The organism is Phyllobacterium endophyticum, assembly GCF_003010935.1.
GTDB lineage: Bacteria > Pseudomonadota > Alphaproteobacteria > Rhizobiales > Rhizobiaceae > Phyllobacterium > Phyllobacterium endophyticum.
Genome location: NZ_PGGN01000002.1, coordinates 1171806 through 1184587 on the forward strand (window position 1 = coordinate 1171806; position 12782 = coordinate 1184587).

Consider the following 12782-nt stretch of genomic DNA (forward strand, 5'->3'; position numbering starts at 1 on the left):
TCGACTGCATCCTTGCAGAACATTTGTATCCTACAATGGATCAATGTTTATCAACATGATATTTGCCAAGTCAACGCATGAGTTCCACCAGAGCGGAGTCCAGCGAGTTTCAAACCGATAAGATGCTGTTTTCAACAGGATTCAGCGGCGCGACCCACTCTCGGAGAGAGAAGTCACAGATTTCGGTAGCGACCTGGTTACAGCGTTCAAGAAGCCATCGCGTGCTTCGGGAGGTTTTTGCGCCCTAGGCTCCCATACATGCCGGGAGAAGAAAAAGCTCGTCAGGCGGAACGCAGCGATGATCTCACTAAGCGATGTGGCGCGCACGCTTGAATTGACCATGAAAGGCGGCATGGAGAGAAGTTTGTCGGCCCATGGCGCTCCGGCATCGCGGGACACTGCGCGTCCGGACTTCGGTGATACATACGCCAAGTCATGTTCGCTGCCCGTCGATGCACAACGTTTCAGATCAAGCCCAAATCCCAACTCCTCGAGCATCATCACTTCGAACCGCAGCAGCAGTTCGCCGGCAATCAGAGCGTCTTCGCAATGCTCTAGTATGATCGCCAGGGTTTCAAACAGGTTTTCATGAGGGTCACGCTCGGGGAGCAGCCGAAGATGTGACGCTGCGAGCTGCAGCCCATAAAGAGCCACGGGCTGGTCAATCAATCGTGCGGCGGCGAAGGTGACAGGTTCGACCTGCATCATGCCCAGATGTTCGTCGATGCGCGCGCGCCAGATGACGTCAACGCGATTGCCGGCCTGCAAGAGCGGCTGCATCCGACGAGAACGGCCACCTCGCACCAGTCCCATATGGCGGCCGTGTGCGCGCGTCATCAACTCAAGAATAGCACTGGTTTCCCCGTGCCGCCTTGTTCCAAGGATGATGCCCTCGTCACGCCATTCCATCAAGCGAGACTGGCTCTACGAGTTTGGAAATTCAAGACCCATTTCGCGATACCGCTCGGGGTCATTGCCCCAATTGTCACGAACCTTGACGAAAAGGAACAGGTGGACCTTCTGTTCTAATATTTCCATCAGTTCCTTGCGCGCAGACTGGCCGATAGCCTTGATCGCCTGTCCCTCGTGCCCGAGGACGATCTTCTTCTGGCTGTCACGCTCCACATAGATCACCTGCTGGATGCGAACGGAACCGTCCTTCTTCTCTTCCCAGCTTTCTGTCTCGATATGCGATGAATAGGGCAACTCGTTGTGAAGGCGCAGATACAGTTTTTCGCGGGTGATTTCCGCTGCAAGCATGCGCATCGGCATGTCGGAAATCTGATCCTCGGGATAGTACCAGGGTCCTTCGGGCAGATTGTCGGCAAGGTATTTCAGCAGATCCTTGCAACCATAACCCTTAAGCGCGGAGATCATGAAGGTCTTGTCGAAGTTGACCATCTCATTGGCCTTTTGAGCCAACTCAAGGAGCTTCGGAGCCTCGATCCGGTCCACCTTGTTGAGGACGAGGATCACCTTGCGCTTCTTCTCGTGAAGACTGCCAAGTATCGCTTCAGCCTCTTCGTCGATACCCTGTTCGACATCGATGAGGACCAGGATGAGATCGGCATCCTTGGCGCCGCCCCAAGCCGTCGTCACCATGGCACGATCAAGCCGGCGTTTCGGCTTGAAAATGCCAGGCGTATCCACCAGCACCATCTGCGTTTGCCCATGTATGACGATACCGCGCACGAGAGCACGCGTCGTCTGCACCTTGTGGGTGACGATGGAGACCTTGCTCCCCACAAGCTGGTTGACGAGCGTGGACTTGCCGGCGTTCGGAGCACCGATCAAAGCGATGAACCCCGAGCGGGTTGCAGCCTCGGGGTTTGCGTCGCTGTCGGGTTTTTGTGTCTGTTCGGTCATCAAGTATCTTCTTCCTGCGCCTTCTGACGGACGCCTTCGCGATAAAGCAGTGCAACCGCGGCTTCCTGTTCGGCGATACGTTTCGAGCGGCCGATGCCGGTAGCAGGATCGAAACCCTTGACCACGACCTTCACCGTAAATTGCGGATCATGATCCGGACCCGTCCGGTCGACAATGCTATAATAGGGTTGGGCGCCATTTTGCTGATGTGCCCATTCCTGCAATTCAGTCTTGGGATCGCGCTGCGCCGAGTTGATTTCACGCGAGCGAGCATCCCAGTAACGCTCTATGAAAGGTTGCGCCGCTTCCATCCCGCCGTCCAGATAAATCGTTGCGATCAGCGATTCAACCACGTCGGCACGCAGGCTCTTCAACCGTTTGTCAGCAAGCCCCTTCACATCGGAACCAGTACGGATGAACTCGTGCAGGCCGATCTCATCCGCAACAGCCGCGCAAGTATCGGCATTGACCAGCGAGTTCAACCTCAGGGACAATTCGCCTTCCGTCGCCGTAGGATAGGCGCGGAACAGGAGTTCTGCGATCACCAGACCGAGCACGCGATCACCGAGAAACTCGAGACGTTCATAGTCCGACCCCGCCGAGGGCCGGGCGCTTGCATGCGTGAGTGCGCGTTCCAGACGGCCAAGATCGCGAAACGTATGGCTGGTCTTTTCCTCCAGTCTGCGAACGGCGTCGGCGGACAGGTTCATAGGACCATCAATTGTTCTGGACTGAGCTTGGCGCGCTGTTGACGCTGTTCAACAGACGGCCGAAACGAACTTCGGATGGCCAGCGCCAAATCTCCAACGGGCTGGCCTTGCCGGCAATCGAGAAGAAGATGATATTGGCGCGGCCAACGAAATTCTCTAGCGGAACGTAGCCAACGTCGAAGCGGCTGTCGCTCGAATTGTCGCGATTGTCGCCCATCATGAAATAGTTGCCGGCTGGAACCACGAACTCTCGCGTGTCGTCGCCAAGGCCATTGGCAGTGAGGTCAAGCGTGTCATAGGTGATACCGTTTGGCAGTGTCTCCCGATAGACATCGACCGGACGGTTGACTTCCGTCACGTCGGGATTGTCGATCTGGCCAACCTTCTCACGAGGCACGGCCACGTCATTGATGTAAAGTACACCGCCGCGCATCTGAATCGTATCGCCAGGAAGACCAATGACCCGCTTGATGAAATCGAGTGACGTATCGTTTGGCTTTCGAAAAACCGCGATATCGCCGCGCTGAGGTTCGCCGCTCCAGATTCGACCTGAAAAGAGATCAGGAGCAAAGGGAATCGAGAATTTGGAATAGCCATACGAGAATTTGGAAACGAACAGATAGTCGCCCTCCAGCAGCGTTGGCCGCATGGATCCCGACGGAATATTGAAGGGCTGAAACAGCAACGTCCGGATGACCAGGGCGAGCAACAACGCCTGCACGATGACGCTGATCGTCTCACCAAGACCACCCGAATTTTTCACAACGGCTTTGTCGCTCACGTGTCTCATCTCTCCAAAATCCAATTTGCCCCTCATAACGGCTGAACGCGCTGTGGGCAATGCCGCTCAATGGAGTTTGATTGCGGCTATTCTTCGATTTCTATTGCCTCGATAATCACAAATGCTTGTGCAAGCGGAAAATCATCGGTGATGGTCAAATGAATCCGCGCGAGGCAGTTGGCCGGAGTAATGGCCGAGAGCCGATCTGCGGCTCCGTTCGTCAGACGCATCGTAGGTGCGCCACTTGGCAGGTTGACGACACCCATGTCACGCCAGAACACGCCGCGTGACAGCCCGGTGCCCAGAGCCTTTGCGCAGGCCTCCTTGGCAGCAAAGCGTTTGGCATAGGAAGCGGCACGCTCTTTGCGGCGGTCAGATTTGGCTTGTTCGACCGGGGTATATACCCGCTCGACAAAACGGCGGCCGTGGCGCTCAAGCGTCTTTTCAATACGCCTGATATCGATCAAATCGCTACCGATCCCAATGATCATGTCGGCTCGATTGCCTTCTCAAGTCTGAAATATGCCTTTTGCCGCCGATGTTGGAAGCTTGCGACTGTCCAGCGCACAGGAAAATAAATGAGAAGCGCCGTAACGAGACCCAGCGGGACGGCTCCGATCAGCATAGGCTTGATCAGTGGTTGCCACAGAACGATCAAGTCCAGGTGCCTGAGCATAGACCCGAGATGCGGCGGCAAGGGTTCTCCACTCAAGCTGCCGCTCAGGACGAAACGTCCGACTTCCAGCGTCGCGGCCCAGATGAATGGCAGAATCACGGGATTACCCAGCGTCGTGCCGATAACGGCCGCAGCGATATTGCCTCCGATCAACCAGGCGATAGCCAGTGCAACAGCAATATGGATGCCGAGAAGCGGAATGAATGCAGCGAATATCCCACATGCAAACCCGGCAGCGATCGAGTGAGGTGTCGCTCTGAGCCTCAGCACACGTTTGCCGAAATAACGTAATGACCTGCCTATGGAGCGACGGGGCCAAAGTGCCACGCGCAACCGCTCACGCAGGCAAGGTTCTTTGCGCCTCTTGAAAAGCATCTATCAGGTTCCTCTACACCAGTCCTGACCGGCGGCACATCGATCAAAGATTGCGACTACCGGGCTTAACGGGCGGAATTGCGGCAAGTTCCGGCGGCAGCCGGTCGGCAGGATAAGCGGGTACTTCGTATTCGGCCAGCGCTATCAATGGCACGCCAACATCGCTTTTTCCAGCAGACCTGTCGATGATACATGCCGCTGCCAGCACATGCGCGCCCAACTCCTGCAAACAGCCAACCGTTTCACGAATGGATAGGCCGGTGGTCACGATGTCTTCGACGATGACGACGCGCGCGCCTTTGGCGATCTCGAAACGGCGAAGCTTGAAAACACCGTTTTCGCGTTCGACCCAGATAGCCGGAACACCAAGGTGGCGTGATGTCTCGTACGCCGGAATGATACCACCGATGGCGGGACCGACCACATAGTCTATTGTGCCGAGTCCAGCGCTTTTGATCTTGTCGGCGAGGCCGCGGCAAACGCGTTCGGTCTTGTCCGCATGCATGAACACGCGTGCTTTTTGCAAAAAGATCGGGCTGCGCAGGCCTGATGTCAGGATGAAGTGCCCTTCGAGCACGGCACCCGCCTCGCGAAACACGTCCAGGACCTCGTTAGTATTCATTCCCGCCTCTCTATCCATTTACGCGCTGCGCATCGCTGACGCATTTGCTCTCTTTAAGTTTCGACAATATCCGGTTGAGATGCTTGAGATTCCACACCTCGAGGTCGACAATCATGTGGGTAAAGTCCGGTGCCGTGCGCACCATTGACAGATTGTGTATGTTGGTCTCGTTTTCGGCAATGGTCTGCGCGATTTCCGCAAGCGATCCCGGCGCATTTATAGCGGAGATGCTGATGCGGGCCGGGAACCGATCGCGCCGGCTCTCATCGATGTCCCATCGCACATCGATCCAGCGCTCCGGCTGATCGTCATAGGCCATCAACGCCGATGACTGGATGGGATAAATGGTCATCCCGGACCCAGGCTGAAGGATGCCGACGATGCGATCGCCCGGCACGGCTCCTTCAGGCGAGAAATGCACTGGCATATCGGGACTGGCACCACGGATCGGAAGAGCGTTCGGCCCTCCAGGCTCCAAGCCTGCTGCCTCGGCACCTTCGGGCATCTTGAAGATCATGCCAGAGGTGTTGCGGAAATTCACCCAGCCTTCCTCGCGTTCCGGCGTGTTCGATTTTGGCTTCGCGTCCTGATATTCGGGATAAACGGCCTTCATGACGTCAGACGACGGCAATTCCCCGCGGCCGACGGCTGCAAGGACATCGTCGATCTCCTTGCGTGCCAGGCGCGGCAGGCCCTTCTTCAATTCGTCGCGTGAATAGACCTTTCCCGCCCGCTCGAATGCGCGTTCAAGTATCTGCATGCCAAGGCCCGAGTACTGCTTGCGGACTGCTAACCGCGTCGCACGGCGAATGGCAGCCCGCGCCTTGCCGGTCACGACGATCGATTCCCAGGCGGCCGGCGGAGTCTGCGCTTTGGACCGGATTATTTCCACTTCGTCGCCATTATGCAGCACGGTCATCAGCGGCATGATACGGCCATTGACCTTGGCACCGACGCAGCTATCGCCAATGTTTGTATGCACGGCATACGCGAAGTCGATCGGTGTTGCCCCGCGCGGCAGCGCAATGAGACGCCCCTTGGGCGTGAAGCAGAAGACCTGATCCTGGAAAAGCTCAAGCTTGGTGTGCTCCAGAAACTCTTCGGGATTGTCGCCCTCTGCCAGCGCTTCAATGGTCTGACGCAGCCACGCATAGGCATTGGTTTCGGTCGAAATGACATGGGGATTTTGCGCACTGCCACGATCCTTGTAGATCGAATGCGCCGCGACGCCATATTCCGCGATGTCATTCATCTCGCGTGTGCGTATCTGCAGTTCGACACGCTGGCGCGACGGTCCGACTATCGTCGTATGAATCGAGCGATAGTCATTCTGCTTCGGCGTAGAGATATAGTCCTTGAAGCGGCCCGGGACCATCGACCATGTCGTGTGGATGATACCGAGGGCGTTGTAGCAATCAGCGACCGTATCGACGACAACGCGAAACCCGAAAATGTCCGATAGCTGCTCGAAGGACAGGCCCTTGCTTTCCATTTTGCGGAAAACCGACCAAGCCTTCTTCTGCCGGCTTTTGACACTTGCCTTGACGCCATGCTTGTCGAACAGGCTGGATAGATCGGTCTCGATCTGCTTCAGCGTCGCCTTGTTTTTCTCCATCAGTTCCGCAAGACGGTTGGTGACGGCGTTGAAGGCTTCCGGGTTGATATATCGGAAGGCGAGCTGCTCCAATTCCTCGCGCATGTCCTGCATACCCATGCGTCCCGCCAGCGGCGCATAAATGTCCATCGTCTCTTCGGAGATGCGCAGGCGTTTGTCTTCGGGCACGTGGTGGAGCGTGCGCATATTGTGGAGGCGGTCTGCAAGCTTGACCAGCAGTACGCGCACGTCATCCGAGATCGCCAGGAGCAATTTACGCAGGTTTTCGGCCTGGACGGCTTTCTTGGAAACAAGATCAAGCTTCTTCAGCTTCGTCAGTCCTTCGACGAGCTTGCCGATATCCGGTCCGAACAGCGTGTCGATCTCCTGCCTTGTGGCGGAGGTATCCTCGATTGTGTCGTGCAACAATGCAATCGCGATGGTCGCCTCATCGAGATGCATGTCCGTCAGGATGGCGGCGACTTCCAGGGGATGAGAAAAATAGGGATCGCCCGATGCACGTTTCTGGTGGCCATGCTTCTGCATGGCGTAGACATAGGCCTTGTTCAGCAGCGCCTCGTTGACGTCAGGCTTGTAACGCTGGACACGCTCGACAAGCTCGTACTGACGCATCATGGACGGGGGCCTCCGGAGTTACACACAAACAGAATTTGGTCGAAGATGGAATTGTTATGCCGCCTATATGGTAATTGCGTTACCAACACACAAAAATAATGCGCCGCAGAGACTGCGACGCATCAAAAGCCTTTGATGTAGAGATTGTCTCCGACAGATCTCTTAGTAGTCGTCGCTCTTCTCGGGGGCTACCAGCCCTTCGATACCGGCAAGCAATTCTTCTTCCGACATTGAATCGAAGGAAACATTGTCGTCAGCGTCAGTCTCGGTGGCCTCGGTCGCACCGCTGTCAGCAGTAACCTGCGGAACGGCGACAGCTTCCGGCTCATCGACTTCAACATGTTTCTGCAGAGAATGAATCAGGTCTTCCTTCAGATCACCAGGCGAAAGCGTCTCTTCTGCAATTTCGCGCAGAGCAACCACAGGATTCTTGTCGTTATCGCGATCGATGGTGATCGCTGCACCTTGGGAAATCAGGCGTGCGCGGTGACTTGCAAGCAGAACCAGCTCAAAACGGTTCTCAACCTTGTCAACGCAATCTTCAACAGTGACGCGGGCCATAAACTGCCTCTTTCATTTTTTACTGAATTAGCGGATTAATGGGGACATAACGTGGTTGCGCGCAAAAAACAAGCAAAAGCGCGCCTGCGTTCGCGGTACTAAAACGAATATGGTGACGAAGCTCACCAAATGTTGAGCACTTATGTCCAAAAACATATACAAATCTTCAATCAAGGTCTTGGCTTTTGACGCAACCCGACGTACTTAATATGCAACTTTCGTATAAGATCAGATCGGGCTTTATTATCTCCAGCTGATTTGAATTGAAGCTCAGATTTTTGAAATGGAACGTTATTATGTTTGATCCCCGCGAAAAAATCGTCCTGTTTATCGACGGCGCCAATCTCTATGCAGCGTCCAAGGTACTCGGATTTGATATAGATTACCGCAAACTCCTGGCTGCTTTCCAGAAACGTGGCTATCTGCTGCGCGCGTACTATTACACGGCACTGGTCGAAGACCAGGAATATTCCTCGATCCGGCCCCTGATCGACTGGCTCGACTACAACGGCTACAAGGTCGTGACAAAGCCCGCCAAGGAATTCACGGATTCTGCTGGCCGACGCAAGATCAAGGGCAATATGGACATCGAACTTGCTGTCGATGCCATGCAATTGACTGATACAGTCGATCATTTCGTCATTTTCTCCGGCGACGGCGATTTCCGCTCCTTGGTCGAGGCACTGCAGCGCAAGGGCCGCAAGGTCAGCGTTGTATCGACACTATCGACGCAGCCACCGATGATTTCCGACGAATTGCGCCGCCAGGCGGATCACTTCATCGATCTGACATCGCTTCGGGCCGAAATCGGCCGCGAGCCCTCCGAACGGGTGCCGCGTCCGCGGGTCGAAGAAGAACAGGTCGACTATTGATCGCGACGGGTTTTGAGCGTCGAACCGTCTCCCGACTGCCCCATATGTGTTCGCCTGCATGATTTCATCGCCGAATGGCGGGTGAAGGAACCAGGCTGGCACAATGCGCCTGTACCGACATTCCTGCCAATCAACGGCGTTGACTCTGTCAGGCTGCTGATCGTCGGCCTTGCGCCGGGACTTCGCGGCGCCAATCGCACCGGGCGCCCCTTCACCGGCGATTATGCTGGCGATCTTCTTTATAACACCTTGAACGAGTTCGGGTTTTCGCGCGGCACGTTCCGGGCGCAGCCCGACGATGGGCTCGAACTGATCGACGCCGCCATAACCAATGCCGTTCGGTGCGTTCCGCCGGAAAACAAGCCGGTTGGCGGCGAAATCAGCAATTGCCGCCGGTTTCTGACGCCCACAATCGAGCAATTCACCAATCTGCGTGCGATCGTAACGCTGGGTACCATCGCCCACCAGTCGACGATCCGCGCATTCGGACAGCCTGTCGCGAAGTTCCCCTTCGCCCATGGCAGGCAATCCGATATCGGCCATGTCAGGATCTTTTCGAGCTATCACTGCTCGCGCTACAATACCAATACCGGCCGTCTGACAACGGAAATGTTCAAGGGCGTGTTTGCAGAGGTCAGGCGTTATCTTGATGATAATGCTATATAAAACCTAGCCGCGCTCTTTCATGAGCCGTGATTTCTCGCGATTCCAGTCGCGCTCTTTCTCGGTCTGACGCTTGTCGTGCAGCTTCTTGCCACGCGCCACAGCAATCTCGAGCTTCGCCCTGCCCTGGTCGTTGAAGTAGAGCTTGAGCGGCACGACCGTCATGCCCTCGCGATCGACAGACTGCGCCAGCCGTGACATTTCTCGCTTGGAAATCAAGAGCTTACGATGCCGACGAGGTTCGTGGTTGAAGCGGTTTGCCTGCAGGTATTCCGGGATGTAGGAGTTGATCAGCCAGAACTCGCCATTTTCGAAGCTGGCATAGCTCTCGGCAATATTCGACTGGTTGCGTCGCAACGACTTGACTTCGGTACCCTGCAAAACGATGCCAGCCTCCAGCGTATCGAGAATCTCGAAATTGAAGCGGGCTTTACGGTTTTCCGCGATTATCTTGCGAACCGTTATAGGTTTTGAGGCGGTTTTCGGCTTGTTCATGCAATTTATATGGGATTCCGAACCTTAATTGACCAGTCCCGCATGGCGCATGGCCTGGTCGATGCGCTCCGCGGTATGCGCCTCGATCCCGACCATCGGGGACCGCAATGCATTTTGCATCTTGCCAAGCTTTGCCAGGGCATATTTTGGGCCGCCCGGATTCGGCTCAAGGAACAACGCCTTGTGCAAAGGCATCAATTTATCCTGCAAAGACAATGCCTTATTGTATTCTCCAGCCAAGGTCGCCGCCTGGAATTCTGCGCAAAGGCGGGGCGCGACATTCGATGTCACCGATATGCAGCCATGGCCGCCATGAGCATTGAAGCCGAGTGCCGTCGCGTCCTCGCCCGAGAGTTGGATGAACTCCTTGCCGCAGGTGATGCGCTGTTCGGACACGCGCTCGATCTTGCCGGTTGCATCTTTCACGCCAGCTATGTTCTTGAAATCATTGGCAAGTTGGCCCATCGTCTCCGGCGTCATGTCGATGATCGACCGGCCCGGAATGTTGTAGATGATGATCGGCAGCGACACAGATTCGGCAATCGCCTTGTAATGGGCGTAGAGACCGCGCTGGCTCGGCTTGTTATAATAGGGCGTGACGACGAGGATGGCATCGGCACCGGCCTTTTCCGAAAACACAGCCAATTCAATGGCTTCGCGCGTATTGTTGGAGCCGGCGCCAGCGATGACCGGCACGCGGCCGGCGGCTTCCTCGATGCAGACCTCGACGACGCGCCTGTGTTCCGCATGGGAAAGCGTCGGCGATTCACCTGTGGTGCCGACAGGTACCAATCCATTGGTTCCATTGTCTATTTGCCAGGAAACGAAGCCACGAAAGGCTTTCTCGTCGAACGCGCCGTCCTGATCGAAGGGCGTGACGAGAGCGGTGATTGAGCCTTTCAGCATGGGAAACTCCAGATAAGAACGATCCTCCCCAAGACCGCTGCCGCCCTTGAGGTGGCGCACCATAGTCGCGCGGGCTTTTGGTTACAAGTTCCTTTTGGTGATGGAATTCATCAACTTGACGCAACTAAAATTCTCGCGGGAGTTGAGATTCCTGCACCGGAATCGGGGTTTTTTGCGTCGGCATCGCCAAGTTTGGTGTGAACTCGTGATATATTCTCGTAAATGCTCTGCCAAACCGCCGGCCGGAGCTTCGCAGGACCTGCCAATTCCTAGTTTCAACAGGTTCAAACCTGAAATTAAAGAAACGCTCGTTCAATTAAACCTTTATCTATGTGAAACTGAAAACAGGGTGACGCTTGAAAAACGCGGCGGCGAAGCCTCGCAGCCGCGTTGCCACAACCCATGACAGGCAGATCAGAGAATTAAATCGGCTGGCGTTAGAGGGACGCCGCCGCGGTTGTGGAAGACGTGAATGAACAGGGTCTGTCCAAATCCACGGATTTCAATAACGTCATCCTCCGGAATTGCGGTATGGGTGACAATCGCGACTTGCCCTGTCTTGTCTCCGCCAAAATGAAAAGCCTGATCACCAACCTCGTTTGGATTTGCGTCGATCATCGACAAGTCGATTTTGTCACCCGGCGTGAATCCCTGCACTGTATCGGCTTCGAAATGGATCTGGCCGATGTTTTCAAAGCGGTAGATGTCATTACCACCCTGTCCGGTCGCCGAGTCGGCACCGGCACCACCGATGAGAATATCGTTACCATCTCCACCCAGGAGCTTATCATTACCCCCTAGCCCCCTTATCGTATCATTCCCGCCCATGCCGAAGAGCTGATTGTTTTTGGTATTTCCAGTCAAGGTGTCAGCCCATTGCGAGCCAACGAGATTTTCGAACCCGCCCAACACCTTGTCCCCTGCAGCGTCCCCACCGGAAGGTGCTCCACGGCCGAGAAGGTCGAAGCCGCCCGCCTCGTTGAGTGTGACTTTTACGCCCAAACTCGAATTATAGTAACCTAACGTATCGCTATTGCCGCCGCCATCGAGCAGAATAATGTCTGCTTCAGCACCGCCTTCGATGTAATCGTTGCCGGCTCCGCCTGTGATAGTGTCGATACCTTCCATCGCCAAGTAGTAATTATTGCCAGTTAAAAAGGTCATAAAATCCGGACCAGTGTTTCCTAGAATTGGTTCATCACTGGACACTCCGAGAAGTCGCCGGATCGGATCCGGCAAAATATTGGTAGACATGGTGTTGCCTCCCGTTTCGGGTTGCACGGCCGGCTTCCTGTATTTAGTGCCTGTTACCCTGCAGCCAACAACAGTATTATACACAAACTTTTAACCAATACTAGGCATTATTGGTCCTTTCTCAATCACAACATTACCAATTATCATGCATACTACTCACTTCAATTTGACACATACACATTTCCGCACCTTGCGAACTCTTCTACTCTGCAACATTTCCAATTACAGAATGCCTTTATGCCAAATGCGACCTGTAATCGCCCGCAGCGATCACAACGGCCGGACGCACGGCCGGGGCGGCAAAGTCAGTGCGCGCCGCATATTCCGCATTTTCGCCCGTGCAGGATTGTGAGCGATGGATCCCGCACGGACGAAAACCTGCCATGGAACATTCGCCATTCGTCAGGCACACGGCAGTTCATGACCTGCAAATCCGGCCCGGGTGATCTCGCATAAGGTTTTCCGCAAGTTACCTTGAGCATCGCACCCGAGTGTCACACCCATTCGCGCCCACGCCAAAGGTGTCCATGCTATTCTATTGCAGCAGCCGGAGGCGCCGCTCATGATCAGGACAGAATGGTGTCGGTATAAATAACATATTTTCTTTATTTGTGTAGTCATTTTCCTATATTATCTATATATTTTTGTCGATATCTTACAACGACTTACTGATTGAATGCCGGTTATGCAAGTTTTCACGTTGCCATATAAATATAAACCTGTATTCTTTGCTTTTGCTGCGGAGTAACAGACCTCTGATAGACACCGGCT

The 12782-nt window shown here is 54.9% G+C and carries 14 protein-coding genes; 2 read left to right on the forward strand and 12 right to left on the reverse strand.

Annotated elements, in window-relative coordinates:
• Positions 1-141 precede the first annotated feature (141 nt).
• The 9 genes from recO to rpoZ form a co-directional block, all read right to left on the reverse strand.
• On the reverse strand, positions 142-909 hold the full coding sequence (gene recO / locus CU100_RS13815; RefSeq protein ID WP_106717096.1) for a DNA repair protein RecO: 768 nt from the start codon (positions 907-909) through the stop codon (positions 142-144).
• A 15-nt stretch (positions 910-924) separates the two neighbouring features.
• Positions 925-1866, reverse strand: a complete 942-nt coding sequence (era, locus tag CU100_RS13820) for a GTPase Era (protein WP_106717097.1) — start codon at positions 1864-1866, stop codon at positions 925-927.
• On the reverse strand, positions 1866-2576 hold the full coding sequence (gene rnc / locus CU100_RS13825) for a ribonuclease III (RefSeq protein ID WP_106717098.1): 711 nt from the start codon (positions 2574-2576) through the stop codon (positions 1866-1868). Before rnc ends, era begins: the two co-directional genes overlap by 1 nt.
• Before the next feature lie 7 nt (positions 2577-2583).
• A complete protein-coding gene (lepB, locus tag CU100_RS13830) occupies positions 2584-3366 on the reverse strand; it encodes a signal peptidase I (RefSeq protein ID WP_106717099.1) in 783 nt (260 codons plus the stop codon).
• A gap of 77 nt (positions 3367-3443) precedes the next feature.
• Positions 3444-3848, reverse strand: a complete 405-nt coding sequence (gene acpS / locus CU100_RS13835; RefSeq protein ID WP_106717100.1) for a holo-ACP synthase — start codon at positions 3846-3848, stop codon at positions 3444-3446.
• On the reverse strand, positions 3845-4408 hold the full coding sequence (locus CU100_RS13840; RefSeq protein WP_106717101.1) for a DUF2062 domain-containing protein: 564 nt from the start codon (positions 4406-4408) through the stop codon (positions 3845-3847). The genes acpS and CU100_RS13840 overlap by 4 nt, the downstream gene beginning before the upstream one ends.
• A gap of 43 nt (positions 4409-4451) precedes the next feature.
• On the reverse strand, positions 4452-5030 hold the full coding sequence (gene pyrE / locus CU100_RS13845; RefSeq protein WP_106717102.1) for an orotate phosphoribosyltransferase: 579 nt from the start codon (positions 5028-5030) through the stop codon (positions 4452-4454).
• Positions 5031-5040: 10 nt separating this feature from the next.
• Positions 5041-7260 (reverse strand): RelA/SpoT family protein, encoded by a 2220-nt coding sequence (locus CU100_RS13850; protein WP_106717103.1) that lies wholly within the window; start codon positions 7258-7260, stop codon positions 5041-5043.
• 162 nt (positions 7261-7422) lie between these two features.
• Positions 7423-7821 carry a DNA-directed RNA polymerase subunit omega gene (gene rpoZ / locus CU100_RS13855; protein WP_106717104.1) on the reverse strand — a complete coding sequence of 133 codons (399 nt, stop codon included), beginning with the start codon at positions 7819-7821 and terminating at the stop codon, positions 7423-7425.
• Between the two features lie 296 nt (positions 7822-8117).
• On the opposite strand from rpoZ, the gene CU100_RS13860 reads away from it, so the two are divergent.
• Both CU100_RS13860 and CU100_RS13865 read left to right on the forward strand, forming a co-directional pair.
• The gene (locus tag CU100_RS13860) at positions 8118-8693 is read left to right on the forward strand and encodes a LabA-like NYN domain-containing protein (RefSeq protein WP_106717105.1); all 576 of its coding nucleotides are present in this window, start codon (positions 8118-8120) and stop codon (positions 8691-8693) included.
• Positions 8694-8705: 12 nt separating this feature from the next.
• Positions 8706-9359, forward strand: a complete 654-nt coding sequence (locus CU100_RS13865; protein WP_106717106.1) for a uracil-DNA glycosylase — start codon at positions 8706-8708, stop codon at positions 9357-9359.
• Between the two features lie 3 nt (positions 9360-9362).
• Here the strand turns inward: CU100_RS13865 and smpB are convergent, their stop codons facing one another.
• The 3 genes from smpB to CU100_RS13880 all read right to left on the reverse strand — a co-directional run bounded on the left by smpB (position 9363) and on the right by CU100_RS13880 (position 12011).
• Positions 9363-9851, reverse strand: a complete 489-nt coding sequence (gene smpB, locus CU100_RS13870; RefSeq protein ID WP_106717107.1) for an SsrA-binding protein SmpB — start codon at positions 9849-9851, stop codon at positions 9363-9365.
• 24 nt (positions 9852-9875) lie between these two features.
• Positions 9876-10757 (reverse strand): 4-hydroxy-tetrahydrodipicolinate synthase, encoded by an 882-nt coding sequence (gene dapA, locus CU100_RS13875; RefSeq protein ID WP_106717278.1) that lies wholly within the window; start codon positions 10755-10757, stop codon positions 9876-9878.
• Between the two features lie 414 nt (positions 10758-11171).
• Entirely contained in the window at positions 11172-12011 is an 840-nt protein-coding gene (locus CU100_RS13880) for a calcium-binding protein (protein ID WP_106717108.1), read from the reverse strand.
• Positions 12012-12782 lie beyond the last annotated feature (771 nt).

Excerpts from the sequence above, each read along its gene's own strand:
- recO (WP_106717096.1), bottom strand. The coding sequence starts at position 909 with ATGGAATGGCGTGACGAGGGCATCATCCTTGGAACAAGGCGGCACGGG.
- era (WP_106717097.1), bottom strand. The coding sequence starts at position 1,866 with ATGACCGAACAGACACAAAAACCCGACAGCGACGCAAACCCCGAGGCT.
- rnc (WP_106717098.1), bottom strand. The coding sequence starts at position 2,576 with ATGAACCTGTCCGCCGACGCCGTTCGCAGACTGGAGGAAAAGACCAGC.
- lepB (WP_106717099.1), bottom strand. The coding sequence starts at position 3,366 with ATGAGACACGTGAGCGACAAAGCCGTTGTGAAAAATTCGGGTGGTCTT.
- acpS (WP_106717100.1), bottom strand. The coding sequence starts at position 3,848 with ATGATCATTGGGATCGGTAGCGATTTGATCGATATCAGGCGTATTGAA.
- CU100_RS13840 (WP_106717101.1), bottom strand. The coding sequence starts at position 4,408 with ATGCTTTTCAAGAGGCGCAAAGAACCTTGCCTGCGTGAGCGGTTGCGC.
- pyrE (WP_106717102.1), bottom strand. The coding sequence starts at position 5,030 with ATGAATACTAACGAGGTCCTGGACGTGTTTCGCGAGGCGGGTGCCGTG.
- CU100_RS13850 (WP_106717103.1), bottom strand. The coding sequence starts at position 7,260 with ATGATGCGTCAGTACGAGCTTGTCGAGCGTGTCCAGCGTTACAAGCCT.
- rpoZ (WP_106717104.1), bottom strand. The coding sequence starts at position 7,821 with ATGGCCCGCGTCACTGTTGAAGATTGCGTTGACAAGGTTGAGAACCGT.
- CU100_RS13860 (WP_106717105.1), top strand. The coding sequence starts at position 8,118 with ATGTTTGATCCCCGCGAAAAAATCGTCCTGTTTATCGACGGCGCCAAT.
- smpB (WP_106717107.1), bottom strand. The coding sequence starts at position 9,851 with ATGAACAAGCCGAAAACCGCCTCAAAACCTATAACGGTTCGCAAGATA.
- dapA (WP_106717278.1), bottom strand. The coding sequence starts at position 10,757 with ATGCTGAAAGGCTCAATCACCGCTCTCGTCACGCCCTTCGATCAGGAC.
- CU100_RS13880 (WP_106717108.1), bottom strand. The coding sequence starts at position 12,011 with ATGTCTACCAATATTTTGCCGGATCCGATCCGGCGACTTCTCGGAGTG.